Source organism: Pantoea sp. CFCC18179 (assembly GCF_059412405.1).
This window is the reverse complement of sequence record NZ_JBNBPM010000016.1, coordinates 40,058-66,543: the sequence shown is the minus strand read 5'-3', so window position 1 is coordinate 66,543 and position 26,486 is coordinate 40,058. Positions and strand designations below refer to the sequence as shown.

Sequence of the window (26,486 nt, the reverse complement as noted above, 5' to 3'; positions counted from 1 at the left end):
GAGGTCACCATAAATGGCGACCCTACAACAAATTGACGCGTTTTTCGTAGGGTCGCCATTTATGGTGACCTGATAAGCTTATGGTTGCCCGATGCTATCTAAACGCTGCACAATTTCCGGCGTTAGTTTTACATCCGCACTCGCCAGGTTTTGCTGCAAATGCTCCGGCGATGAGGTGCCTGGAATCAGCAAAATATTCGGGGAGCGTTGCAGCAGCCACGCCAGCGCCACTTGCAGCGGCGTCGCGTTCAGCTCATTTGCCACATCGGTTAATTGATCCGACTGCAAAGGGGAAAAACCGCCGAGCGGGAAGAACGGCACGTAGGGAATCCCTTGCGCCGCCAACTGGTTAAGTAGCGCTTCATCCTGGCGATTAGCAAGGTTGTAAAGGTTTTGTACGCAGGCAATCGGCGTCATGGCTTGCGCATCGGCCACCTGTTTAGCGGTAACGTTGCTTAGCCCAATGTGACGCACCAATCCACGCTCTTTCAGCTTGATCATCGCTTCCACCTGCGGTTCCAGCGAACCCTCTTTCGGGCCGTGCACGTCGAGCATTGAACGCAGATTCACTACGTCCATCACCTCAAGTCCAAGATTGCGCAAATTATCTTCCACCGCTTGCGTCAATGCTTCCGGGGTAAATGCCGGTAACCAGCCGCCTTTTTCATCGCGACGTGCGCCCACTTTGGTCACGATCACCAGGTCGTCGGCGTAAGGGTGCAGCGCTTTTTTAATCAATTGGTTAGTGATATGCGGACCATAAAAATCGCTGGTATCAATGTGATTGACGCCTGCGGCAACCGCATCACGTAAAACCTGCAATGCGCGGGCTTCATCTTTTGGCGGACCAAACACGCCCGGTCCAGCCAGTTGCATGGCGCCGTAACCGAGTCGTGCAACCTGGCGATCGCCAAGCGTGTAAGTCAATGCGGGATGAGACATGGGAAGCTCCTTTGTCAGTGTGTGGTTAGATTGTAATCGCTGAACGGCTGTGCAACTATCCGCACAAAACAGGACACAGTGTACGAGGTAGCGAACAATGGCATTGGATATCGCATTGCTGCATGCGGTAGTTTCGGTAGCAAAAGCCGGTGGGTTTCGTGAAGCGGCGCGCATGACCGGCAGCAATCCTTCGCGCATGAGTGATGCGGTGCGGCGTGCCGAAGAGCAGCTTGGCGTGCGGTTGTTTAACCGCACCACGCGCACTGTGGCGTTGACCGAAGCTGGCAGGGCGCTGATGTCGCGCTTGTTGCCAGCGATGAACGAAGTGGATGCTGCACTGGATGCGTTGAATACGTTTCGCGACACGCCGGGCGGCACGTTACGTTTGAATGTGCCGGTCAGTGCTGCGCGTCTGGTGTTGCCAGCGATTGTGCCGGGATTTTTGCAGCGTTATCCCGATATCCAGTTAGAAGTGGTGGCGGAAAGCAACGTGCAGGATATTTTCCGCGACAGTTGCGACGCCGGGATTCGTTACGACGATCATCTGGAGCAAGATATGGTGGCGCTGCCGATTGGCCCGCGCATCCAGCGTTTTGCGCTGGCGGCGTCTCCCGATTATCTGGCGCAACACGGCACGCCGCAGCACCCGCGCGATTTAATGCAGCATCGCTGTTTACACGGACGTTACGCCACTGGTGTGGTGGCGGAATGGGAGTTTGCTTGTGGTGAGGAAACGGTGCGATTGCAACCCAAAGGTCCGTTGATTTGCAGCATCGGCGCGGCGATGGATTTGACCGTGGAAGCGGCGATTGCCGGCAGTGGCGTGGTCTATTTGTTCGAAGATTGGATCAAACCCGCATTACAAAACGGCAGCTTGCAGCCGCTGCTGCCCGAATGGTGGCTGAGTTTTTCCGGCTTGTGGTTGTATTACAACGATCGCCGCCTTATCCCCGCGCCGTTACAGGCGTTTCTGGATTATGTACGTGAGTTGAATGCCCAAATTCCGTAGGGTCGCCATTTATGGTGACCTAGGTTTCTGGGAAATTTCGCAGCAAATTCAACCACGGTTGGCTGTCGTTCAGCAGCTCGCAACTGAGGTTTTCAATCGTCATATGTTGTGCCATCGCCGCGCGGCGCAGCAGGTTATACGCATCGTCTTCTTCCAACTGTAATTCGCGCATCACCCGCAGCTGAGCAGAAAACAAAAACTTGCGCGCCCGCAGGCGTTCTTCCTGGCGTTTCAACTGCGCTTCCAACTGATTGATGCGTGCGGCGCTATCCAACGCCAGTGTGAAAGCCGTCATCACGCCATCGAAACGCACCGGTTTGCGCATGTAGCTATCAATCTTCTGTTCGGTGATCCATTGCAAGCGCGACGGCGTTTCCATCGCGGTAAGCACCACTTTCGGCAGCGCCGGCCACGGCAGCTTGTGCGTGGGGTGAAACAGCGCCGGGTTATCGCCATCGAACACCAACAGTTGCTGCTCAATTAACTGTGCGTCGCTGGGAAATTCCGCGTGAAAGTCACCTTGAATGCCCATGCGCGCAAACTGCTGGGCCAAATGCTGATTATCGCGTTCTGAGCAGCCAATCACGCACACTTTCAGTCCGCGCATTTGCACGTTTTTTCGACTCATGCGCGTTCTCCGCCGTCCGCCAGATGATCAATATCGGTCCACGCTAACCACGGATCGGGTTTAACCGGCGCGGATTGCTGCCAGAAGCTTTCCAGCTTGCCGTTGTGACAGCGCGCCAGATGCGGCGTGAGCCAACAGTGATTGTTATCGGCGTCGATGTGAATTGGCCCAGCGGGGGAATCCAACTCATCCTGCAACACCGCATTACGCACGCCTTCAACTTCATCGCTGCCATGACGCGCGATGGCGCGCGCCAGCAAATGTCCCGCCAGCCAGGCGCTTTGGCTATCGACGGAAGGTGATACCTGATCGCCAAAACGTTGACGATAGCAGCGTAGAAATTCGCGATTGGCGGCGTTATCGATGCTCTGGAACCAACTGGCTGAAACCAGATAACCTTCCAGCGGCGCGGCACCAATCATCTGCACTTCCGGTTCACATAACGTCAGACTGAGTTTCAGCGGTTGGTTTAACCACGGTTGTTGCAGGCTGGCTTGGTGCCACGCGCGATAAAAGCTGTAAGCGCTTTTGCCGACCATGGTGTTGAGGATTACTTTCGGTTTGCGCGCGAGGATATCGGCGATCACCTCATCAACGTTCTCCTCGCCGAGTGGCAACAGTTTGCTCTCCAGTACACTGCCGCCAGCGGGAATCACTGCTTCGCGCGTGATGCGATCCATTTCCCACGACCAAACATAATTAGAGCCGACGTGATAAATCTCAGCCTCTTGCTGTTGTAGCAGCCAACGCAGCAGCGGAATCACATGTTGATTGGGCGTGGCACCGAGATAAATCACGCTGTTGCTGCTTTCAAAACCCTCATAACGTGCCGGATGCCACAGTAGCGCATTGGCGGCTTCCACCAGCGGTAAAATGGTTTTGCGGGACGCGGACGTGTAGCAACCAATCAGATGACGCACGCCGTGGCGATGCAGCAGGTCGTGACAATATTCATGATATTTATCCAGCGATCCACCGGGATCGCGCACCACGGGCGCCAGAGTGAAACCGTAAGCTGGATTGGCGTTGATCTCTTCAATTGCCAGCAAAATACCATTGAGCATTTCACGGCCAATCACCGCGTAATCGCCGGATACGGAATAGAGGATGCCAATCGGAATGACGTTTTTGGCAAGCGGCGGCGCGGTTGGGGACATATAAACTCCATGAGCATTTTTTGGGTAAAGCGGTCACCATAAATGGCGACCCTACAACAGATTTTGCGGCACTGCGGTCACCATAAATGGCGACCTTACAACAGATTTTGCGGCACTGCGGTCACCATAAATGGCGACCCTACAACACGTTTTCGTAGGGTCGCCATATATGGTGACCCATTGATTTACAACGTATTGCGCAGCACCAGCGGTGTGTAGAAATGGGGCTGACGCATCAACACCAAATCTTTGCGTCGCACAACATGATTAGGATAGGTGCTCTCAGCCAAACCGGTACTCATGGCTAAACAGGCAACGCCATCATCACTTAATACTTTGCTTTCGCTACGCGGGAAAGCGAAGGTATCTGGGCCAAACACGCCACTGACACCAAAACTTTCACCTGCCGCTTCGGGCCAATTGGCAAACGCCAGCCACAGATTGTTCTCCCCGGCGCGCACGCGCGGCAACAGCCAATGGTACGGATCGGTACCGCGTGGAATCGGCCAACTGTGTGGAATTACCGTGCCGGCATGCGCCAGCGGCGTTGGCGTATTCAGCGCTGCCGGGCAAGCAATGATATCGCAGCCTTCCAGCGCCAAAATGCGTCCCGCTTCTGGTACCAGCAAATCTTCACCGAGCAGTAAACCTACGCGTCCACAGGGTAAATCGCAGGTTACCCATTGATCACCCGCGCTGGCCCACTGTTTATCGGCCTCATTGAGGTGAATTTGACGATAATGCGCGCCCAATCCGGCACTGCTTGCCAGCAGCGCGCTGTTGTAAAACTGGTTGCCCGCGCGCTCGGAAAATCCCACCACCAAGGCGATATCCAACTCCATCGCCAGTTTGATCACCGCCTGAATCGGCGCATCATCCAACGCCAGCGCATTCATTTTGCTCGCGTCACCGGTTAAGGCGCGTTCCGGCAGCACCAGCAACTCGACGCCGCGCGCTTTGGCCTGTTCAGCCCACGTGCGGATATGCGCAAGATTAGCGGCGACATCATTTTCCGGACGGAACTGTGCCACCGCGATGGTGGAATCTTTGGCGGCAGGCAACGGATCGTTGCCGTACAAGCCGAAGAAGTCCTGCGGATTCCACATAAAGGTGTTGGTCATCAGGCGTTGATACAGTTCAGGACGACGTTTCTTCAGCAGCGGATTATCTTGCGGCAGTGTTAATTCGGCGCTTAACACCTGATCGCCACTGTCACAGCTTGCCAGCAATGTTCCGTGGCTATCGCTGATGCAACTGCCGCCGCTAAACTGCACGCCGCGTTCCCAGCCCCAGCGATTGCTTTCAATTAGCGCACACCCGTTTTCCCAGCCGCGCGTAAGCCAGTAAGGTGCAGGCGTACGTTCGGCCAGCCAATTGCTGATGTGGCAGATAATCTGCGCGCCGCCCACCGCAGCAAGGCGTGCGGTTTCGATGAAGTGAATATCCATACAGATCAGCAAGGCGATATTGCCAATTTCGGTCTCAAACACTTGATGACCATAATCGCCGTTTGCCGCCCATTTTGGTTCGGAAATGTACGGATGGGTTTTGCGATGTACGCCAATCAGCCCTTGCGGGCCGATCAACAATGCGCTGTTGTAATAGATGTCCGTGACCGCGTCACGTTCTGGCATGCCGAATACCAGATAGCAGTTAAATTCACGCGCCACGGCGGCAAACGCCTGACTGGTTGGGCCGTCGGCAGTTTCCACGTACGGTGCAACTTCCGCGCGATCCTGCCAGCAATAGCCGGTCGTCGCCATTTCGGGCATCACGATAAGCCGAGCGCCATCGCGTGCAGCTTTGGTGGAAAGCGCCAGCAAGCGCGCCAGGTTCTCTTCTTTACGAAAAAGCGTCGGTTCAAACTGGATGGTAGCAACTTTGATGCTCATTATTCAGCCTCCTTGCTCAGCACGGCATTGAACGCCGGTTTTGGCCCTTGATAGGCATCGGACGGTTTCCAGTTGGTGGGCATATCCTGCGGGAAGGTTTTGAAGTAGTAACGGCCACGCGTTGCGGCGCTGATCGCCACGTGCAATACCGGACCAACCAGCATGGCGATAAACGAGGCGTAAACCATCGGATATGCGCCCAGCACGCCCGCCGCGCCAATTGCCACCGCCACACACAAAGCAATCACGCCAGATGGATTCCACATGCGCAGATACTCTTTGCGGAATTCAACGAAATCCGATGGTGCCAGATGCAGCACTTTGCGGCATACGAAGTAATCAGCAAGGATGATAAACACCCACGTGTTGGTGAGAATGCCGGTGATCGACAAGAAGGTGCCGGTGTACTGCAAGATATTGCAAACGTAGAACACCACGCCGAGCAGCCACACTAGCAGCATCCACCATTGGCGGCCTGGACGATAGTTGAAGGCCATATCCATGGTGTTCGACAGCGCGATGGAACCGGAATAGAGGTTCAGCACGTTGATGCGGATTTGTGTGATGACGGCAAACAATACGCCGGTCAAACCAATAATCAGCGGGAAGACAAAGCCAGGATCGAGCGCCAGTGACCAGACATCGGCACCTTCAATGTGCGGCATCAACGTGTAGGCCATAAACGCACCAAACAACATCACCACCACAATCGGCAACAGCATGCCCAACATAATCGTCGCGGTGCCTTTGTGACTGATATTTGGACGCGCGAAGCGGCCATAATCGGTCGCCATCAAGCCCTGGAACACAATCTGACCGTTCGCCATGTTCATCACTAACCACAGCGCGTTGCTATCCACTTCGCCTTTTGGCTGCCAGCCGCTGAAGCCAACGGAAGGATAGTGGTGCGTCAGCTGATAAATGCAGAAGCCAAACAGCAGGATGAAGATTGGTACGCCCCAGGTTTGCAGGAATTGCATTGAAGACATGCCTTTCCACACGAACCAGATGGCTGCCAGTCCCATCAGCGCAAATATCGCGATGCCCGCCACCGAATTGACCGGCACGCCAGCATAGTTGGCAATAGCATGCGAGACGATGGTGCCTTCAAACAGGAAATAGAAGATGAAGTTAATGGCGTAGATCAGCGAAGTGAAGGCCGATCCCATATAGCCAAAACCTAAGCCGCGCGTCATCAGGTTGAGCGATAAACCCTCTTTGCTGGCCATTTTCATGATGCAGGAACCAATAATTGTGGCGAAAACCACCATGTAGCCAATCGGCAACAGCAGCAGCGGCCAGCCGACCTGATAACTCATATCAGCGCCGAGGCTGAACCAAAACATCGCCGTTGAGTTGCCGAGCAGCACCAGAATAATGGCGGGAATCGGCCAGCGATAATGCGTCGGTACGCGGCCGACCGCGTAATCTTCTACCGCTTCCGCTTCGGTAATGTCTTGCGGTCCCTGAAACCACGCTTTTAACTTGCTCATAGTTTTACTCCAAAAAAAAGCCCCGCCGACAGCATTGCCGGTGGGGCTTCTTCGCCTGAAATCGATGTATTGGAGTGACATGTAGCCACAAACCGCTTACCAGACTACGGCGCCTGTTCCTGCAAGGCAGGATGCGGTAATCAGAGATAAGCAAGTGGCGTGCCAAAGTGTGTATGGCGCTGAATCGGCAGTTTCAGGCTGATTGATCGGGTTTGATGCGTTAATTCGGTGCGAGCTGCACCGAAATGAGGCTTGGCCAGAACTGCCTGAAGTAGCTGCTCAGTAAAATCCGAAAACAGGCAAGCAATGCATGCCAACACGATTTTAATTTTTCATATTAAGTTTCATTCAGAATGTTTTTTTATTAGCAGCTACATCAAAAATACAGTTTTAAATCAAATTGATAATTAAAAATAAATAAACGGGGCGACGAAAAGATAAAGTTTGATGGGAATCATAATTTTGAGAAATGGCAAAATTGTCCATATGTTTCAGCTTGTGAAGATTAAGGGCTTTACTACTGTTTAAAGCGAAATGTTTAATTAAATCCACACCATTTCACCATTTCACCATTCCATAATTCTGACCTCATAACGCAGTCCTTTTCCAGCCAAACCTGGTTGGTTTTAAACACCGGATAAATTCAATCTGACTTACTGCCAGAGGGGATGACGTGTGCAAAAAAAACAAATGCGCCACTTCTCCACGCTGAATTTTACCTTAAGCAACAACGTGCAGCTCATTAACTAAGGAGGTGAAGAGATCGGCAGTTTATGACTATTCCAGGCGGACAACCCTTAGTCCAGCCGTTCAAGGGCCTATTAAATAGTGGAGTGCAAAATGACTCGAATGCCTTTTTGCAAAACGATGTTAGCCTCAATGCTCTCGGTTGCCTGTTGCTCTTTCAGTGTGCAAGCCGCACCGGACAATAGCCAACCTGCTACCGCGCCCGAACAAAATAAGGGCAAACCCAATATTGTGGTGATCTTTGGCGATGATATTGGCTATTGGAATCTCAGCACCTACAACCAGGGAATGTTGGGATATCAAACACCGAATATCGACAGCATTGCCGCCGAAGGGGCGAAATTCACTTCCTATTACGCCGAGCAAAGTTCCACTGCCGGTCGATCATCGTTCATCACCGGTCAAATGCCGTTCCGCACCGGGATGAGCAAAGTGGGCATGCCTGGCGCGCCGCAAGGATTGCAGAAAGAAGATCCCACCATCGCCAGCATACTCAAGCAGTTGGGCTATGCCACTGGCCAGTTTGGTAAAAACCATCTTGGCGATCGCAACGAGTTTCTGCCGACCGCACATGGCTTTGACGAGTTCATGGGCAACCTTTATCACCTAAATGCGGAAGAAGAACCGGAGAACCCGGACTATCCGCAAGATCCGGAATACAAGAAACAGTTCGGCCCGCGTGGCGTGATTAAGTCCACCGCGGACGGAAAAATTGAGGATACCGGACCGCTCAACATCAAGCGTATGGAAACGGTGGATGAAGAGACGCTGGCGGCCAACAACGACTTCATGGAAAGACAGGTGAAAGCCAACAAGCCGTTCTTCACCTGGTACAACACCACGCGTATGCACAATAAAACCCACATTAAACCGGCGGATAAAGGCGTGACCGGATTGGGTGATTATGCCGATGGCATGGTGGAGCATGACAAAATCATCGGTGAAGTGCTGAAAAAGATTAAAGATCTTGGCATCGAAGATAACACCATCGTGGTTTACACCACCGATAACGGACCGATGACCGCCACCTGGCCGGATGCCGGTATCACGCCATTCCGCGGTGAAAAAAACACCGGTTGGGAAGGTGGCTTCCGTGTACCGGCGATGATCAAATGGCCGGGGCACATCAAACCGGGCACGCTGGTTAACGACATCATTGGCAGCAACGACTGGTTCCCAACGCTGGTGGCCGCTGCGGGTGTGCCGGACATTAAAGAGCAGTTACTGAAAGGCTACAAAACCACCGCGATGACCTACAAAGTGCATCTGGATGGCTACAACCAGCTTGATTACCTCACGGGTAAAACCCAGGACGATCCACGTAAAGAGTTCTTCTACTGGAGCGATGACGGCGATCTGCTCGCGATGCGCTACGGTCGCTGGAAGGCGCACTTCATGATTCAGGAACATAGCGGCATGGACGTGTGGAAATATCCGTTCGTCAAACTGCGTGTACCGCTGATCTTTGACCTGAAAATCGATCCGCTGGAAAAAGGCACCGATGGGATGGATTACAACCATTGGTTCTATGATCGTCTGTTCCTGCTGGGCGGGGCGCAGAAATACGCTGCGGAGATGCTGCAAAGTTTCAAAGATTTCCCTCCACGGCAAAAACCGGGTTCATTCACCGTTTCTGATGTACAGAAAATGATTGATGAAGGCAGCCCGGCCACTAACTGATGCTCTGACCACCACACCGGGTGATGTGATTCACCCGGTATTCAGGAGGCGATCATGAAATACAGCACCACTGTGCCGGTCAAACCTCTGCCGACGGCAGAAAAATTTAATGGTAAAGGCCCGGCGTACACGCGTCGTTTTCATGTGATGGCCAAGCCAACCGGATCGCGTTGCAATATCGACTGCAATTACTGTTTTTACCTGCATAAAGAGCAGCTGCTGGAGCAGGACAGACACAGCGGCATGAGTGATGAGGTGCTGGAAACCTTTATCCGGCAATACATCGACAGTCAGGATGGCGAACAGGTGGTATTTTCCTGGCAAGGCGGCGAACCGACGCTAATGGGGCTGGAATATTTTGAAAAAATCGTCGCGCTGCAACGCAAATACCAAAAGCCGGGGCAGCGCATCGAAAACGATTTGCAGACCAACGGCATTCTGCTGAATGACAACTGGGCACGTTTTCTGCGCCAACACCATTTTCTGGTTGGGATTTCCATTGATGGCCCGGCGGAACTGCACGATCGCTATCGTGTCACGCGCAGCGGAAAACCCACGTTCGAGAAAGTGATGGCTGGTGTGGCGGCACTGAAACGTCATCAGGTGCCCTTCAATGCGCTGGTCACCGTTAACCGCACCAACGCGCGCTTCCCGCTTGAGGTCTACCGCTTCCTAACGCGTGAATTGGGCGCCACCTATATTCAGTTCAATCCCTGCGTTGAACCGGTGGATTTCAAACACACCGCACCACAATTCTGGCGTGATGACACCATTCCACTTACCGGTTCTCGCCGTGCGCGCCCCGGCGATCTCGACTCCATCGTCACTGATTGGTCGGTGGACCCGGATGATTGGGGCCGCTTCCTGATTGCAGTATTCGAAGAGTGGGTGAATAACGATTTAGGTCGCGTACAGGTCAATCTGTTTGAAACGGCGGTAGCGCAGACCATGGGCATGCCAGCGCAGATTTGTATCACCTCGGAGTTTTGCGGCAAAGGGCTGGCGATTGAGAAAAACGGCGACATCTTTTCCTGCGATCATTACGTCTATCCCGAATACAAACTCGGCAATGTGCAAAGCACCAAGCTGGCGCACATGGCGTTTTCTGAACGGCAAAAAGCCTTTGGCTTAGGTAAGCGCGATACCTTACCCGCCGCCTGCAAACGCTGCCCGTATTTAAAACTGTGTTATGGCGAATGCCCCAAAAACCGCATCGTCAGAAGCGAAGAGGGCGAACTGGGCATGAATTATTTGTGCCCCGGCATTAAAGCGTTCTTCGCTTATGCGCAGCCGATGTTGGTTGGTATCGCAACCTTGCTGCAACGCCAGCCGGTGGAGCAAGCATGATGAATAACCGTGAAAAGCTGCTGGCGCTGGAAGCCAGCATGAACCAACAAGTGATCGGTCAGCAGGAGCTGGTGCGGATGTTGATTGTGGCGCTGCTGTGTGACGGGCATGTATTGCTGGAAGGTTTACCTGGCTTGGCGAAAACCCGTGCCGTTCGCGAACTGGCGCGCCATATTGAAGGTGAATTTCGCCGGATCCAGTTCACGCCGGATCTGTTGCCTTCGGACATTACCGGCAGCGAAATTTATCAGCAGAACGCCACGCGCGAAGAGGATCAGTTCCGGTTTCGCCCAGGTCCGGTGTTCGGCAACATCATTCTGGCGGATGAGATCAACCGCGCCTCTGCACGGGTGCAATCGGCGCTGCTTGAAGCGATGGAAGAGCGCCACGTCACCGTAGCGGGAAAAACCTGGCCGCTGCCGGGCATTTTCATGGTGCTGGCGACGCAAAACCCGGTCGATCAAGAGGGCACCTGGCCGTTGCCGGAGGCGCAGCTGGATCGCTTTCTGATGAAAGTGATGGTTGATTATCCGTCCAAAGAGAATGAGCAGCTGGTGATGCAACTGGTGCGCGCCGAGCAACAGGCCAAATATCAGGCAACTCCAGCGGCAAGCTCTGCCGCGCAACGCGACGCGTTACTGATTAGCCAGCAGGATATTGCCGCTTACTGGCGCGATATCGCCTCAATTTATGTCGCGCCGACGGTTGAACAATACATTGTCAATCTGGTGGAAATGACGCGCCATCCTGAACAGGTCAGTGAAACTTTTGCCAGCTATATTAGCCTCGGCATCAGCCCGCGCGGCACGCTGGCGCTGGATCGCTGTGGCCGTGCCTGCGCCTGGCTGGATGGGCGTGATGCGGTGTTGCCTGAAGATATTCAGCGCATTGCCCCGGCGGTGCTGCGTCATCGTCTGCTGTTGAGCTATCAGGCCAATGCTGACAACTGCACGCCGGATCAGGCGATTGGCCTGCTGCTCAACGCAGTGGTGGCGTAATGGCAACTCCTCTCACGCTTGAACTGGCCGATTTGCTGGCGCTGGCGGCTGACGCACAGCGCCTGGATAATCCACCGGGACAGATTCCGCCCGGCGCGCTGACTGGTGAACGCGTATCACGGCAACAAGGGCGCGGCTTGAACTTTGACAGCCTGCGCCGCTATCAGCCGGGTGACGATGTGCGGCTGATTGACTGGAAAGCCACGGCGCGTCTGCGCTCACCGTGGATTCGGTTGTACAACGAAGAGCGCGAGCGTCCGGTGTTTATCCTGCTCGATCAACGTCTGGATATGTATTTCGCTACCAGCTTGCAGATGAAATCGGTGGCGGCGGGCAACATCGCCGGGTTGCTCGCCTGGCGCAGTTGGCATGACGGCGACCGCTTAGGCTGCGCGATTTTAGGTGATGATGAACTGGCGCTGCATCCCTGCCGCGCGCCGAAACGTAATCTGATGCCAATCCTCAACGACATCCAGCGCATCAACAGCGCGCTTCCTGAACATTATGCGCAAAATCATTCTTCAAGCGTGTCGCTATCTCAGGCGCTTCAGCGCATCGTCGCCTTGCTGCCGTCCGGCAGTTGGCTGGGGATTATCAGTGATTTTCACGATCTTGATGCGCGTTGCGATGCGCTGCTGGCCCATCTTCGTCGCCGCTGTGAGATCACTGCGTTTGTCACGCTCGACGACCTGCATCGCCGCCTGCCTGCGCGGGGACAACTTGGCGCTTATTACCACGACGTCAACACGACGATCTCGCTCTCTACGCCACTCGGCGAACGCATCAATCACAGCGTGACCGAACGCCTGTCGCAGCAGCAGCGGCGATTGCAACGTGTTGGCGTGAAGGTCAAAACCATCGTCACCGGTCAGGCAGTGCTGACGCAGCTTCAGCAGGAGGACGTGCATGCTGGCAAAAGGATTTAGCACGCCGGAGCTGGCACATCCGGCGCTGCCAGGAAAAGTGTCGTGGTTTCCGTTGCCGCCCGGCTGGACGCTGCTGGGCGTGCTGCTCTTGATCGCGATTATCATTGGCGCGTTGCTGTTACTTGCACGTTACCGGCGTAATCGCTGGCGGCGCGAAGCGCGCAAACAACTGGCGCGACAGCAGCAGGTTGATGGCTGGCTGTTATTAATCAAACAGGTGCTGCTGGTGCAGCATTCACGCGCCGAAGTCAGCCAATGGCAAACGCCGCAACAGCTACTGGCGCATACCTCGCTGGATGATGAGGTGCGAAACCTGATGTGCCACCGTTATTGTCAGCAGGATAATCAGCTGGATGCGGAGACCAATCAGCGGGTTGCTGGGCAAATGCGCCACTGGCTGGAGAGTTTGCCTCATGTCTGAATGGTTATCACGCATCGATTTTGCCTGGCCGTGGGCCTTCTTATCGCTGTTTTTACCGCTGCTCACTCATTTTTTCATCACGCCGCAGCCGCAGGTCAGTGAGCAGGTGCGCGTGCCGTTTCTGCCGGTTCTGGCTCAGGAACTGCAATTGACGCAGGCGGCGCCTAAGCCCGCCATCGCGCAACGTCTGTTGTTTTGGGCGGTATGGGTTTTGCTGGTGTTTGCGCTGGCGCGCCCTGAATATCTGATGCCGCCTAAAACGCTGATCAAACCGATGCGCAACATCGTACTGATCCTTGATGTGTCTGGCTCGATGGAAAAGAACGACGGGCAGAATGGGCAAACGCGGCTGCAAGCGGTGCAGCAAACGGTACGCAGCTTTATTACTCAGCGCAAAAATGATCGCATCGGCCTGGTGATTTTTGCCAGCCAGGCATGGCCGTTTGCGCCGATCAGCGAAGACAAACAGGCGCTGCAATTTCGCATCAACCAGCTCGCACCCGGCATGATTGGTCAACAAACCGCTATCGGCGACGCGTTAGGCGTGGCGGTAAAACTGCTTGATCACAGCCTGGAAAGTGATGCATCGAAAATGGCGATTTTGCTGACCGATGGCAACGACACCGCTTCAAAACCAGACCCCAAAGTCGCGGCGCAGTTGGCGGCATCACATCACGTGATGGTGCACACCATCGCCTTTGGTGATGAGAACAGCGATCAGCAAGAGAAGGTCGATACCGTGTTACTGGATAACATCGCTCAAGTTACCGGCGGTCATGCATGGCGAGCCGCCACGCAACGCGATGCGCTGGCGCAGGTGTGGCAACAAATTGATGCGCAAACGCCGGAACAGGTCAAAACGCTCGGTTTGTCGTGGCATCGTCCACTGTTTGCCTGGCCGTTATCTTTGGCGTTAACGCTGATGTTGTTATCCGGAGTGTTCAGCATGGTTGCGAGGCGACGCGCATGAACGACTTTCACTTCCTTTATCCGTGGCGATTAGTGGGATTGCTGCTTTGCCCGCTGCTTTACTTCGGGTTCCGCCAGGCGGGCAGCGCATGGCATCAGATAATGGCGAAGCCCTTTGCTCAGGCGTTAATCAAAGGCCAACGTAAAACGGCACGGCAGGCGCTGCCGTGGTTAGTGGGTTTTGGCGTACTGGCACTGGCCGGGCCGAGTTGGCAGCGTGAGTTGCCCGCGACTTTTACGCCGGAAAATAACGTGATGGTGGTTTTACAGCAGGATCTCAGCATGCTGGCGCAGGATGTACCGCCGAGCCGCCATCAGCGTATGCAGCAGAAAATTGCCGCACTGATGACGCAGTTGCCGGGTAGCCATTTTGGCCTGGTGGTTTACAGCGGCAACGCCTGGCTCACCACGCCGCTGACCAACGATAGCGATTTCTTCTCCCTGTTTTTAAACGCGCAGCAGCCGACATTACTGCCGCAAGAACCCGGTGCAGGTTTACAGCGCGCCGTTACGCTGGCGCAAAACAATCTCCCGCCGGCAGCCGATGCGCCTCGGGCCATTATCCTCATCGCCGATCATCTGTCGCCGCAAGAGCTGGATTGGCTGAAGCAGCAGAATTTGCCGTTGCAAATCTGGGTGCCTGGCACGGCGCGCGGCGGCAGCTTACCGGATGAGTTCGCTGCGCAGGGCATTGATACGCGACTCAACGTGGCGCAATTTGAGCAGGCGCGTGATGCCGGTATTCCGGTAACGCTGGTCTCAGCCGAGGACGACGACTTGGCTGCCATCCGTAACCACATCCAGCAAAGCGTGACGGCGCAGCAAAACAGTCGCGAAGATTTGCAATGGAAGAACAGTGGTTATCTGCTGGTTATGCCGATGCTGTTATTGCTACTGGTGTGGCGACAACAGATGTTGTGCCTGCTGGTGCTGATTCTGCCCGCGATGCTCTATTCACCGAGCAGTGCTGCGTCCTGGCTGGATGCCTGGATTCGTCCCGACGTACAAGGGCAGTTTGCTTTTGAGCGCGGCGAATATGGCGCGGCGGCCGATCATTTTCAGGATCCTTTACGGCGTGGCATCGCCTTCTATTACGCACAGGATTATGTCGCGGCGCTGGGCGCGTTTCGCCAGTTAGCACCAAGCGCTGAGAGTTTGCTGTGGATCGGCAACTGCTATGCGCAGCAGAAATCCTGGCAACAGGCATTGAACAGTTACGATCAGGCGTTGAGCCTGAAACCGGAATGGAAGATGGCGCAGCAGAACCGGGCGAAGATTGCGCAGATCATCATGCAATTGCGCCAGCAGGAGCGGGATCGTCAGGCCGATCAGCATGAACAAAAAGATGAAGATCCCGATGCGATCAAACACGATCTCAAACCCGATCAGGGCGTCAATCAACGGGATATCAAACCGATTGCCGCTGCCGCGCCCGCGGCGGAGCAGTGGTACAACAACCTCACGCTTTCACCCGGTGGTTTACTGGAAAACCTTTATCATGCAACCCCCGCGGAGCAACCATGAAGACGCTGCTGATGGCTTTGCTGGTGTTGTTATCTCTGCCCGCGCGAGCGGACATGAATATGACGCGCGAACTGGTCGCGCCAGCGCATCTGGTGCCGGGGCAGCCGGTGACTGTTGCCATCACCTTCTGGACCGACAGTTGGTTTAATCCGCCGCCGCAGTGGCCGGAAATGGTGATCGAGAACGGTAATCTCCTCAGCACGCCGCTGCCAAATCAGCTAGTCACCCGCAATAGCGGCGGCGTGAGCTGGAGCGGCATCCGCATGGAGCGGCAGATCCTGACATGGGATCAAGGCAGCTTGCGCCTTCCCGCGGTGGATGTGGTGATGCAATCCGCGAATCAACCACCGAAAACCGTGTCGTTGCCTGAGCTGGCGAAAGCGGTGGTTTGGCCGGTTGATGTGCGCCAGCCGGATCGATTCTTACCCGCCAGCAAACTTGAATTGACGCAACAATGGAAAATCTACCGCGCAGTTGAGGATAAGCAGTTGCATGTTGGTGATGTGATTGAGCGCGTGGTCACCCTGCGCGCCAACGATGTTATTGCCGCGCAAATTCCGCAATTGCTGTATGCCATTCCCGGCACCGACACGCAGCGCTTGCCAGCGGCGAACAGCGATCTGACACAGGGCCGCGATGAAATTGTCGGCGCACAGCGTCAGGAACGGCTGCGTTATTTGCCTGCACAGCCGGGTGAATTGACGATCCCGCCAATGCGCCTGCGCTGGTGGGATACACGACAACAACAGTGGCAACTCGCCGAACTGCCCGGCGCGCATTATACCTTTGCCGCCGCACGTTCGGCGGGCAGCGAACAGGCGTTGAAAGCGCGTCCGCCGTTCCAGTGGGAAGCGTGGTTAATCTGGGGGGCGATTTTTTTGCTGTTGCTGCTGCTGGCGTTGTTGTTCCGTCATCAGCTTGGGCGGGCCTTACGCCGCGTTGTTGCGCTTACGCATGACTTTTGGCGCGTGGTGGCATTGCCCGATCTCACTCCAACTAAAAGGAAAAGATAATGAAACGCGCATTACTCGCCTTGCTGTTGACGTTACCGCTGGGAGTGGCTTGTGCCGCTGATGATCCACTCAGCAGCTGGAATGAGGGACAAAGCAAGCAATCGATTGAAAAGTGGGTTACTGAAGCGACACAAACCAATGGCAAGAATTTCATTCCGCCTGATCAGCGCTTCGTGGTGTTTGATAACGACGGTACGTTGTGGCCGGAAGCGCCGCTTACCTTTCAGTTGCAGTTTGTGCTCGATGAAATTAAGCGTTTGGCCCCGCAACAGCCGCAGTGGAAACAGGATGCGTTGGTGCAAGCGGTGATCAATAACGATCTGAAAAGCATAATGCAATCAGGTAAGAAGGGCTTGATGCATCTGATGACGCTGACCCACAGCGGCATGACCACCGACGACTTTGCGCAGCGCCTGAGTCATTGGGTTGAGACACAGCGCCATGCACGCTTTGGCTGCCGCTACGATCAGCTTGGCTATCAGCCGATGCGGCAATTGCTGGATTATCTGCGCGCCAACGGGTTTAAAACCTGGATCGTTTCCGGCGGCGGCATCGATTTCATGCGCGTGTTAGCGCAGAAGATGTACGGCATTCCGCCCGAACAAGTGGTGGGATCGTTCTCATTGAGTGAATTCTCGATCAGCGACAACGGCACGCAATTGCGTAAAACGCTTAATGGGGCGTTTTACGATGACGAAGTGATGAAGCCGGTCGCCATCCATCTGTTTATGGGACGGCAGCCGGTGGCTGCGTTTGGTAATAGCGACGGCGATGTGCCGATGCTGCAATATACCTCGGCTAATCCACATTACAAAACCTTTGGTTTGCTGCTGCACCACACCGATGCCGCGCGGGAATACGCGTATGACGATCATCCACCCGCCAGCGGCAAACTGGTGAAAGGACTTACGCTGGCAACGCAACAGGGTTGGACGATCGTGGATATGAAGCAGGACTGGAATACGGTGTTTGATCCGGCACTGTGCGTGCCGGAAAAAATCAGAAACTGACGAAAACACGGTCTCGGGAGAAGGTATGAAGAGTGCATTGGCGTGCCTATTCAGTTGCCTGATGTTGCTAATTTTACCTTGGGCGCAGGGTGCCGAGCCGCGCCAGTCACCATCGCCGCAAGAACAGGAGAGAACGTTAATGCTACTTAATCAGCCCGTTGTCATGCTACAGGCGAAATTTGGTCTCACTACGCCGGAAGAGCGGGTGCAGCGTATCGTTAGTACCGTTCGAACACTGCAAGATAATGACCTCACTCGGCCCGTTGAAACCCACGATTTAACCCGTTATGGCCAGCCCGTCGTGCTGTTTTCGATTAACGGCAAACCTTTCATGTTGTTGGCGCAAGGCGATCTCGATGAAGGCGATGACTTAACGCTGGCGCAAGCGGCGGAACGCGTGCGGCAGCGTCTGGATGCGCTGCGTCTGTCTCTCGCAGAACAATATTCGTCCCATTATCTGCTGCTCTCCAGCGGCAAGGCGCTTTTGGGAGCGCTGTTGTTGGCGGCATTTATGCTGTTCGGCCTGCGTTCTCAAGCATGGTTGAAACGCAAATATGCGGCGCGACGCGCTCTGCCACAACATCGAGTGTCCAGCATGTTGCGGGCTTTTCTCGGCCCTATCGAAGTGCGCTTATACGCGCTGGTTCTCACCTCAGCCATTATTGTGGCGTTTTACCTTTGGGTGAGTTGGGTGCTGCGACTGTTCCCATGGACGCGTATTTGGGGCATCGAGTTAGGCGGCTATGCATTGGAACTATTACAAGGGCTCGGATTGGCGGTGCTATCCGCATTGCCGGGCATCGTGATTGTTGCAGTGATATTTGCTGTTACGGCATTGGTAACGCGCCTGCTCAAATTGGTTCTCAGGCGTGTCGAGACCGGACAATTGCATTTGCCGGGCCTGCATCCAGATACCGTTGGCGTGACGCGCAAACTGATCAGCGTGGTGATTTGGTTATTCGCTTTATCGGCGGCCTATCCCTTTCTGCCAGGCGCCAATTCGCTGGCCTTTAAAGGCATCAGCGTGTTCTTTGGCTTGATGCTGACTTTGGGTTCCGCTGGCGTAATGAATCATGCCATGAGTGGCTTGGTACTGACGTATTCGCGGGCGTTGCGTAAAGGCGAAGTGATTCGAATTGCGGAACATGAAGGCGTGGTAAGTGAAGTGGGCATGTTGGCGACCAAGATTGTCACGCGGGAAAATTACGAAGTCACGGTACCGAACGCGGTGGTGGTCAGTGGCAGAATTGTCAATCTCAGTGCTACGCTGAAAGGCGAGGGCGTCAATATGACCACCAGCGTAACCATCGGCTATGACACGCCTTGGCGACAGGTTGAAGCCATGTTGGAACTGGCTGCTCATCGCACATCCGGCCTTCAACATGACATTCCGCCCATTGTGCGTCAGTTGGCATTGCAGGATTGGTACATCGCCTATGAGTTGCAGGTGCGAATTAACGCTGGCGAATCACTAACGGGAGTACGAAGTACACTGCATGGCCATATTCAGGATGTGTTTAATGAATTTGGCGTACAGATCATGTCGCCTAATTTTATTAGCCAGCCCGAACAAGCGGTAATGGTGGCGAGAAATAACTGGTTTACGCCACCGGCTAAAGCGGATGACAGCAAATAAAAAAAGGGTGCTTAGATAAGCACCCTTTTTAGCTGTTCGCAGTATTAAGCGTTCAGCAGCTGATTGGCGGTTTTCTCAACCAGGGCCAGCAAGACTTTTACATCTTCCAGCGTAACGGTTGGGTTCAGCAAGGTCAGCTTCAGGCAGGTTACGCCTTGATTCTCGGTCACACCGACGTTGGCGCGACCCGAATCCAGCAGAGCATCGCCGATACGCTGGTTGAACAGGGCAATCTGCGCGGTATCGGTCAGTTGCTCTGGACGATAGCGGAACAGCACGCTAGCCAGTTGTGGCTGCATGACCAGTTCCAGACGCGGTTCAGAAGTCACAAACTTCGCCACTTCCTGCGCCAGCGTTACGCCATGATCGATGATCGCGGCATACTGCTTCTGACCCAGCGCTTCCAGACCCATCCACAGTTTCAGCGCATCGAAACGACGCGTGGTTTGCAGTGATTTGGACACCAGATTCGGCACGCCTGCTTCTTCGTCAAACTCAGAGTTCAGGTAAGCCGCCTGATAGCGCATCAGCTCATAGTGACGCTCGTCTTTCAGCAAGAACGCGCCGCAGCTGATGGTCTGGAAATACTGTTTGTGGAAGTCCAAGGTTACTGAATCCACCAGCTCCAGGCCATCAAGGTAATCGCGATACTTCTCGGACAGCAACAACGCGCCGCCCCAGGCTGCATCAACGTGCACCCAGATGTTGTGCTGAGCCGCGATACCAGCGATTTCACGCAGCGGATCGATAGCACCCGCATCGGTGGTGCCAGCGGTTGCGACGATTGCAAGAATCTGTTCGCCGTTAGCTTCGGCCTGCGCCAGTTTGGCTTTCAGGTCTACTACATCCATACGGGCGAATTCGTCAGATTTCACCTGCACCACAGACTGATAGCCGTGGCCCAGCAGCGCCATGTTCTTCTGCACGGAGAAATGCGCATTCTCAGAACACAACACCTTGATCTTACGCAGATCGCCAGTGATACCGTGCTGCTGCACCGAGTGACCTTGACGCTGATAGAACGCGTCGCGCGCCAGCATCAAGCCCATCAGGTTACTTTGCGTACCGCCGCTGGTGAATACACCTGCGTCGCCCGCTGGATAGCCCACTTGCGCACGCAGCCATTCGATCAGTTTGATCTCAATGATGGTGGCGGAAGGGCTCTGATCCCACGAATCCATGCTCTGGTTGGTGGCGTTAATCAGCACTTCTGCCGCCTGGCTTACCACCAAGCTAGGGCAGTGCAGGTGCGCCACACATTGTGGGTGATGCACTGAAAGACTGTCTTTCAGGAAATATTCAATCGCGCGTTCAATCGCGGCCTGGTTACCCAGGCCGTTTGGATTGAAGTCGAGCGTGATACGCTCGCGCAGTTCGGCAACCGTTTTGCCTTGATACATCTCAGGCTGTTGCAGCCACTGCACAACCGCGGCGCTGCTTTGGGCAATCGCCTGCTGGTACGCCTCAATGCTCTGTGCAGAGGCGGCCAGAATCGGGTTTACTTCAGACATTTACTTTTCCAATCAAACAGGTTTGACGCCAGCGCCAATCAGCGCCTGCTCAAATTTATCCAGGAAAATCGCCAACTCATCGTTGGTGATCAGCAGTGAAGGCAGCAGACGCAAGACTGCGCCATGACGGCCACCGCGCTCCAGAATCAGACCTGCTTCGAAGCACTTCTTCTGCAGCAGCGCAGAGAGTTCACCGTCAGCCGGGAAGCTGCCCATGTGATCGGCCGCTTCGTTTGGTTTAACGATCTCGATACCGATCATCATACCCAAACCGCGAATGTGGCCGATAACCGGGAAGCGCTTCTGCATCGCAGCCAGTTGCTCTTTCAGCCATTCGCCCTGTGCCGCTACCTTGCCAGCAATATCCTGCTCTTTGAGGATCTTCAGCGTGGTCAGGCCGGTGGCCATTGCCAACTGGTTGCCACGGAAGGTGCCGGTGTGGTGGCCTGGAGACCAAACGTCGAACTGCTTTTTGATACCCAGAACGGCCAGTGGCAGACCGCCGCCAACGGCTTTAGACATCACGATAATGTCTGGCTCAATGCCCGCGTGTTCGAAGGCGAAGAATTTACCGGTACGGGCAAAGCCAGCCTGAACTTCGTCGAGGATCAGCAGAATGCCGTGTTCCTGAGTCACTTTACGGATGCGTTGCAGCCACTCAGCCGGAGCAGGGTTCACGCCGCCTTCACCTTGAACTGCTTCAAGGATCACTGCCGCAGGCTTACGCACGCCGCTTTCAACGTCGTTGATCAGGTTATCGAAGTAGTAAGTCAGCGCTTTCACGCCCGCTTCACCGCCGATACCCAGTGGGCAACGGTACTGATGCGGATAAGGCATGAACTGCACTTCTGGCATCATGCCATCAACCGCTTCTTTTGGTGCCAGGTTGCCGGTCACGGACAGTGCGCCGTGCGTCATACCGTGGTAACCGCCAGAGAAGCTGATCACGCCGCTACGACCAGTGGCTTTTTTAGCCAGTTTCAGCGCTGCTTCAACCGCATCGGCACCAGAAGGGCCGGTGAACTGCAAGCAGTAATCTTTACCCTGGCCTGGCAACAGCGAGAGCAGAGATTCTGAGAACTGATCTTTCAGTGGCGTAGTCAGATCAAGAGTATGTAACGGCAAGCCGCTAGTAATGACATTTTGAATGCTCTGGAGAACTTCAGGATGGTTATGACCCAGTGCCAGCGTCCCTGCGCCAGCCAGACAGTCAAGATATTGTTTGTTCTCAACATCTGTGATCCACACGCCATGGGCTTTAGCGATTGCTAAAGGCAATTTACGCGGGTAACTCCTGACGTTTGATTCAAACTCAGCCTGACGGGCTAAGAATGCGTCGTTGTTTCCGTTAAATGTATTGGCACCAAAACTATCAATACGGACTTTATCCGTCATCATATCTCTCCTTCAACCGGGGCTCGTGTGGCTCGCCAATTGACTAATTGAACAAAAAAGTAACAGCTGTGAAAAAACGCCGCCAATATAGAGCCTTTTGACCCACATCACAATGATTAATTTTGTTTAGAATTATTTACCGCTTAGCTATATGAATCAGGGATTTGCTGAAGAATTCGGCGCTTAGATTATTTCGCCAGCAGCATGCCGAAATGAATAGAACCTCTTTTTTTCATCTATGACAGAAAAATGGCAGCTTTTCAGCTGCCATTGCGGTTTCGTTAGGACCTAAAAATCAGCGATTAATGCTTGAGGCCACCACCGAGTTAGGTCCATGCATCCTGCCAGTTAGAGCCAATAGCAGGTTCAAAGAGTGGTAGCAGCTAAAGCCTCGTTGCTGTCCCTTCAGCGAACTGCATCAGTTCAGGGATAAACGTCATAATGCCCGCAAAAGCCAGCATCGGGCCAAAAGGCAGGGGATGTGTTATTGGACGATGGAAAAATGCATAACGCAGCAAAACACAAGCGATGCCGCTGGTTGCCGCAATCAATAATATGTTGGGCAATGCTTGCCAGCCTAACCATGCGCCAAGTGCCGCGAAGAGTTTGGCATCGCCGAGCCCCAAACCCGCGATTCCTTTCCAACAGTGATAAACAGTGGCTAATAGCCACAGCAATAGATATCCGGCTACTGCGCCCAATACCGCATCGCTCAGCGTTCCGGGAATCATAGAAAAAGTGTGGCATAGCAAACCTAGCCACAATAATGAAAGCGTTAAAATATCGGGCAAAAGCTGGTGTTGAATATCGATAAGCACTAACGGCAGCAACATCCAACACAGCAGCAATGCTGCGACTAATGTCAGATTCCATGGCAACAACCCAGCCAGCACTAAGCTAAGGATCAATGTAGCCAACTCTGTAATCGGGTAGCGCACACTGATTGGACTCTTGCAGTGACGACAGCGCCCACGTAATGCTAGCCAACTGATCAACGGGACGTTATCGCGTAATAGAATCTTCGCTTGGCAGTTTGGACACTGCGAACGTGGCGCGATAAGACTTAAATCTTGATTGGGATAAAGGAGCATCTGTGGCAGGCGATAGATTACCACATTAATGAAACTACCGATTGCAAGTGCAACCAGACTCGCTAAAGCCACCAATGGGACTTCATTCAACATCCAAGAGCCTAGCAAACAGCTAACGATTCCCTGTTCCATCTCAAGTGCCTTCTTTTATTGCACGCTCGCTAAGCGAGATCTGGAGCCAGAGACGTTAATGGTTATTGTTGCATTGCACTAGCGGGTGTTGCGGTTGCAGCCTTATTTCACGCAATTTTCTGAGCAGTATCGCAAGGGGAGAGAGATAACAACAACAAAACGTGTGACATAGGTTTAAAGCCAGTAGTACATGTACTGGCTTTGAGACGAGCAGGAGAGTGCAACGAGCTGTCTTTAGAAAATTGACCTGGCAAAGGTAATTAATTTCGGTAGCAACTTGCGGTTTTCTGGGGGGGGAGAGTTACCGTTAGAATGCGCATTGCAATTGTTTAAGTTTATCAGTAAAGGCTCATTTATTTTTAGACCATAATAAGGAATAGTGACAATTAAGTTTTGCGGCAAGCCGTTGCGTTGCAACAATGCGCGGAATTGAAAAACTAATTGGTGATAGTTATTATCCCGAATGCGATCATATTCATCATTCCATACTACTTTTATAATATCTTGCTTGCATGTGATGTTGTTTAATAGGCAAATCATTAACCTTTTTTGCGTTTCACTTAAGCTGATACTGATATTAATGCCAGTAAAATGCAGGCGATTATAGTGACAGTCAAGAGAGAAGACGTTATTAAAGTCTTGCTTTTCAATATTGACTAAAGCAATGATTTGTTCACTGGTGATCATGTATCCTCCTCAAGTTGCTACCGGTCATTTAACCAAGCCATAAACATTAGTGCGCCACTGCTTATCCTCTTGGGTTTAGGCAGTGAGTTGCCTCAGCGAAAACCTGAGTACTAAGGATATAGACTGGTGCTAACAACGGTTAACAGCATAGGGAGACAATGCGATTTTGAGTGTCTTGTTAACATTGTAATTCCGTAAGAAAAATGGCTGGGCGAAAAACTACCCAGCCTAATAAAGCCAATTTGGCAAAAAATTAAGGAGCATAAAAAAGAGCATTTCAAAATTAATGTAAAGTATGAGCAGTACAATCACTATGAGAGCACTCTCGAATTTTTAGGATGAAGTTTGGAGGGGTTCTGAAACTAACATGCAGCGGAGGCTAAGGCAGGTTAAATAAAACAGTCGTAATAATTACGACTGCTGTTTAAACATTTGAATCGCTTCCTGTACGTTGCTGGTGGCGAGCGACATCACGCGATCATTATTGAGGAACACATCGTATTGGCCCGCGTTATAGCGGAACACATACAAAGCACCGCGATAGCGCAGACCTTTGGTCTTCACGCCAATATGATGTCGCCGCAGTGCAGCCTGAGCAAGCCGGTCATTATTAGTTCGCATAATTTTCTCCTCCTCGATCATCAGCCAATAGCCCGACACAAAGTAGGGTTTGAAGCTTAACTTAACCTTAAGAAGAGTATAGGTAAAGCGCTAACGGCTTGTTTAACTTTCTCTTTTCTCACTGATCTTAGGGACAATTCATCCGTTTAAACGCCATCGTTTACTCCCTGACCTACACCATCATCATGATGCAACATTGATCGCCACTAATCGCTAGCTGCGAATCGGCATTTTTTCCTCTACCAATCTTCAACAACCAGGAAAAAAGCCAGATTTCGCTTACTTCATTTAATGTTGCGTTAAGTTTTCCCACGTATTTTTGTTCACAGATAAACAAAAAAGTACTGCTTATGGTTTTATGTACTACGGTTTAAATTAGCACTTTGTGCTATAACGAAGATGCTAGTTTAACTTGTGGTTAATCAGTTGGTTACGGATGGCTAATGATGCGCGTGATAGCCTGATGTTGAGGTTGGTTTAATCACAAGCAATTTGCGGAACTAAAAGTTAAGGTAGGGTTATGAATTTCCTTCCATTCTCGCGCCCGTCATTGGGTGAGGAAGAGTTAGCAGCAGTAAAAGTGGTGTTTGAATCTGGCTGGATCACCACTGGCCCCAAATGTGCCGAATTGGAACAGGCTTTCTGCACACTTACCGGCAATCAACATGCCATCGCAGTTAGCTCCGCTACCGCAGGAATGCACGTCACACTGCTCGCGTTGGGCATCCAGCCTGGCGATGAAGTGATTACGCCTTCTCTTACCTGGGTTTCCACCATCAATATCATTACGCTGCTTGGCGCAACTCCGGTGATGATCGATATTGACCGCGACACATTAATGGTCACGCCGGAAGCGATTGAAGCTGCCATTACGCCGCGTACCCGCGCGATTATTCCGGTGCATTACGCTGGTGCGCCTGCGGACATTGCCGCGATACGTGCCATTGGTGTACGTCATGGCATTCCGGTGATTGAAGACGCCGCGCACGCCGCAGGTTGCTATTACGACGGGCAACACGTTGGCAATCAGGGCACCGCCATCTTCTCGTTCCACGCGATTAAAAACATGACCTGCGCCGAAGGTGGGCTGATTGTCACTGATGATGCGGAATTGGCCGATCGCATGCGTAGTCTGAAATTCCACGGTTTGGGCGTAGATGCTTATGATCGTCAAACGCATGGTCGCAAGCCGCAGGCAGAAGTGATCATGCCGGGCTTCAAATACAACTTACCTGATATCAGCGCGGCGATTGCGCTGGTGCAGTTGGGCAAACTGCCGGCGATTAATGCGCGCCGCGCTGAGATTGCACAACGTTATTTGACTGAATTGGCCGACACACCATTCCTGCCCCTGGCTCAGCCCGCCTGGGCGCATCAGCACGCCTGGCATCTGTTTATTATTCGCGTGGATGAAGCGAAATGTGGCATCAGCCGCGATGCATTGATGGAAGCCTTGAAAGCGCAAGACATTGGCACCGGCCTGCACTTCCGCGCCGCACACACCCACAAATATTACCGCGAACGTTATCCCGACCTTTCATTACCGAATACGGAATGGAATAGCGATCGCATTTGCTCAATACCTTTGTTCCCTGATATGAGCGACGACGATGTAACACGCGTGATTAGCGCTTTGCGTCAAATCGCTGGAGTTTGA

At 53.3% G+C, this 26,486-nt stretch carries 22 protein-coding genes; 12 read left to right on the top strand and 10 right to left on the bottom strand.

Annotation, left to right across the window (positions count from 1 at the left end; translation table 11 throughout):
- Positions 1-78: 78 nt before the first annotated feature.
- Positions 79-942 (bottom strand): aldo/keto reductase family oxidoreductase, encoded by an 864-nt coding sequence (locus ACPUC7_RS21410; RefSeq protein ID WP_494924441.1) that lies wholly within the window; start codon positions 940-942, stop codon positions 79-81.
- 97 nt (positions 943-1,039) lie between these two features.
- Between ACPUC7_RS21410 and ACPUC7_RS21405 the strand changes: the two genes are divergently transcribed.
- A complete protein-coding gene (locus tag ACPUC7_RS21405; protein ID WP_494924440.1) occupies positions 1,040-1,951 on the top strand; it encodes a LysR family transcriptional regulator in 912 nt (303 codons plus the stop codon).
- A 19-nt stretch (positions 1,952-1,970) separates the two neighbouring features.
- Here the strand turns inward: ACPUC7_RS21405 and ACPUC7_RS21400 are convergent, their stop codons facing one another.
- The 4 genes from ACPUC7_RS21400 to ACPUC7_RS21385 form a co-directional block, all read right to left on the bottom strand.
- On the bottom strand, positions 1,971-2,579 hold the full coding sequence (locus ACPUC7_RS21400) for an ANTAR domain-containing response regulator (RefSeq protein ID WP_494924439.1): 609 nt from the start codon (positions 2,577-2,579) through the stop codon (positions 1,971-1,973).
- Positions 2,576-3,736: a transporter substrate-binding domain-containing protein gene (locus ACPUC7_RS21395; protein WP_494924438.1), complete on the bottom strand. Its 1,161-nt coding sequence runs from the start codon at positions 3,734-3,736 to the stop codon at positions 2,576-2,578. Before ACPUC7_RS21395 ends, ACPUC7_RS21400 begins: the two co-directional genes overlap by 4 nt.
- Positions 3,737-3,921: 185 nt before the next feature.
- Entirely contained in the window at positions 3,922-5,628 is a 1,707-nt protein-coding gene (locus ACPUC7_RS21390; protein ID WP_494924437.1) for a nitrilase-related carbon-nitrogen hydrolase, read from the bottom strand.
- Positions 5,628-7,121, bottom strand: a complete 1,494-nt coding sequence (locus ACPUC7_RS21385) for a purine-cytosine permease family protein (RefSeq protein ID WP_494924436.1) — start codon at positions 7,119-7,121, stop codon at positions 5,628-5,630. The genes ACPUC7_RS21390 and ACPUC7_RS21385 overlap by 1 nt, the downstream gene beginning before the upstream one ends.
- A gap of 840 nt (positions 7,122-7,961) precedes the next feature.
- Here ACPUC7_RS21385 and ACPUC7_RS21380 point away from each other — a divergent pair.
- From ACPUC7_RS21380 to ACPUC7_RS21335, 10 genes are read left to right on the top strand one after another with little or no spacing between them, the layout of a single operon-like run.
- Positions 7,962-9,548, top strand: coding sequence for an arylsulfatase (locus ACPUC7_RS21380; RefSeq protein WP_494924435.1), 1,587 nt, complete (start codon positions 7,962-7,964; stop codon positions 9,546-9,548).
- A gap of 54 nt (positions 9,549-9,602) precedes the next feature.
- Entirely contained in the window at positions 9,603-10,895 is a 1,293-nt protein-coding gene (locus ACPUC7_RS21375) for an anaerobic sulfatase maturase (RefSeq protein ID WP_494924434.1), read from the top strand.
- Complete coding sequence (locus ACPUC7_RS21370; RefSeq protein WP_494924465.1) at positions 10,895-11,893, top strand: AAA family ATPase; 999 nt, start codon at positions 10,895-10,897, stop codon at positions 11,891-11,893. The genes ACPUC7_RS21375 and ACPUC7_RS21370 overlap by 1 nt, the downstream gene beginning before the upstream one ends.
- Positions 11,893-12,819 (top strand): DUF58 domain-containing protein, encoded by a 927-nt coding sequence (locus ACPUC7_RS21365; protein WP_494924433.1) that lies wholly within the window; start codon positions 11,893-11,895, stop codon positions 12,817-12,819. The genes ACPUC7_RS21370 and ACPUC7_RS21365 overlap by 1 nt, the downstream gene beginning before the upstream one ends.
- On the top strand, positions 12,800-13,240 hold the full coding sequence (locus ACPUC7_RS21360) for a DUF4381 family protein (RefSeq protein ID WP_494924432.1): 441 nt from the start codon (positions 12,800-12,802) through the stop codon (positions 13,238-13,240). Before ACPUC7_RS21365 ends, ACPUC7_RS21360 begins: the two co-directional genes overlap by 20 nt.
- Positions 13,233-14,210: a vWA domain-containing protein gene (locus ACPUC7_RS21355; protein ID WP_494924431.1), complete on the top strand. Its 978-nt coding sequence runs from the start codon at positions 13,233-13,235 to the stop codon at positions 14,208-14,210. The genes ACPUC7_RS21360 and ACPUC7_RS21355 overlap by 8 nt, the downstream gene beginning before the upstream one ends.
- Positions 14,207-15,733: a vWA domain-containing protein gene (locus ACPUC7_RS21350; RefSeq protein ID WP_494924430.1), complete on the top strand. Its 1,527-nt coding sequence runs from the start codon at positions 14,207-14,209 to the stop codon at positions 15,731-15,733. The genes ACPUC7_RS21355 and ACPUC7_RS21350 overlap by 4 nt, the downstream gene beginning before the upstream one ends.
- Entirely contained in the window at positions 15,730-16,746 is a 1,017-nt protein-coding gene (locus tag ACPUC7_RS21345) for an oxygen tolerance domain protein (RefSeq protein WP_494924429.1), read from the top strand. The genes ACPUC7_RS21350 and ACPUC7_RS21345 overlap by 4 nt, the downstream gene beginning before the upstream one ends.
- The gene (locus ACPUC7_RS21340) at positions 16,746-17,756 is read left to right on the top strand and encodes an HAD family hydrolase (protein WP_494924428.1); all 1,011 of its coding nucleotides are present in this window, start codon (positions 16,746-16,748) and stop codon (positions 17,754-17,756) included. The genes ACPUC7_RS21345 and ACPUC7_RS21340 overlap by 1 nt, the downstream gene beginning before the upstream one ends.
- 25 nt (positions 17,757-17,781) lie before the next feature.
- Complete coding sequence (locus ACPUC7_RS21335) at positions 17,782-19,392, top strand: mechanosensitive ion channel family protein (RefSeq protein WP_494924427.1); 1,611 nt, start codon at positions 17,782-17,784, stop codon at positions 19,390-19,392.
- A gap of 44 nt (positions 19,393-19,436) precedes the next feature.
- On the opposite strand, the gene ACPUC7_RS21330 is transcribed toward ACPUC7_RS21335, so the two are convergent.
- From ACPUC7_RS21330 to ACPUC7_RS21310, 5 genes are all read right to left on the bottom strand, one after another.
- Positions 19,437-20,903 (bottom strand): pyridoxal phosphate-dependent decarboxylase family protein, encoded by a 1,467-nt coding sequence (locus ACPUC7_RS21330; RefSeq protein ID WP_494924426.1) that lies wholly within the window; start codon positions 20,901-20,903, stop codon positions 19,437-19,439.
- 12 nt (positions 20,904-20,915) lie between these two features.
- On the bottom strand, positions 20,916-22,301 hold the full coding sequence (locus tag ACPUC7_RS21325) for a diaminobutyrate--2-oxoglutarate transaminase (protein WP_494924425.1): 1,386 nt from the start codon (positions 22,299-22,301) through the stop codon (positions 20,916-20,918).
- A 380-nt stretch (positions 22,302-22,681) separates the two neighbouring features.
- Positions 22,682-23,482 (bottom strand): prepilin peptidase, encoded by an 801-nt coding sequence (locus ACPUC7_RS21320; RefSeq protein WP_494924464.1) that lies wholly within the window; start codon positions 23,480-23,482, stop codon positions 22,682-22,684.
- A 273-nt stretch (positions 23,483-23,755) separates the two neighbouring features.
- The gene (locus tag ACPUC7_RS21315) at positions 23,756-24,208 is read right to left on the bottom strand and encodes a winged helix-turn-helix domain-containing protein (RefSeq protein WP_494924424.1); all 453 of its coding nucleotides are present in this window, start codon (positions 24,206-24,208) and stop codon (positions 23,756-23,758) included.
- Between the two features lie 411 nt (positions 24,209-24,619).
- Entirely contained in the window at positions 24,620-24,829 is a 210-nt protein-coding gene (locus tag ACPUC7_RS21310; RefSeq protein ID WP_494924423.1) for a hypothetical protein, read from the bottom strand.
- A gap of 520 nt (positions 24,830-25,349) precedes the next feature.
- Between ACPUC7_RS21310 and arnB the strand changes: the two genes are divergently transcribed.
- Positions 25,350-26,486 carry a UDP-4-amino-4-deoxy-L-arabinose aminotransferase gene (arnB, locus tag ACPUC7_RS21305; protein WP_494924422.1) on the top strand — a complete coding sequence of 379 codons (1,137 nt, stop codon included), beginning with the start codon at positions 25,350-25,352 and terminating at the stop codon, positions 26,484-26,486.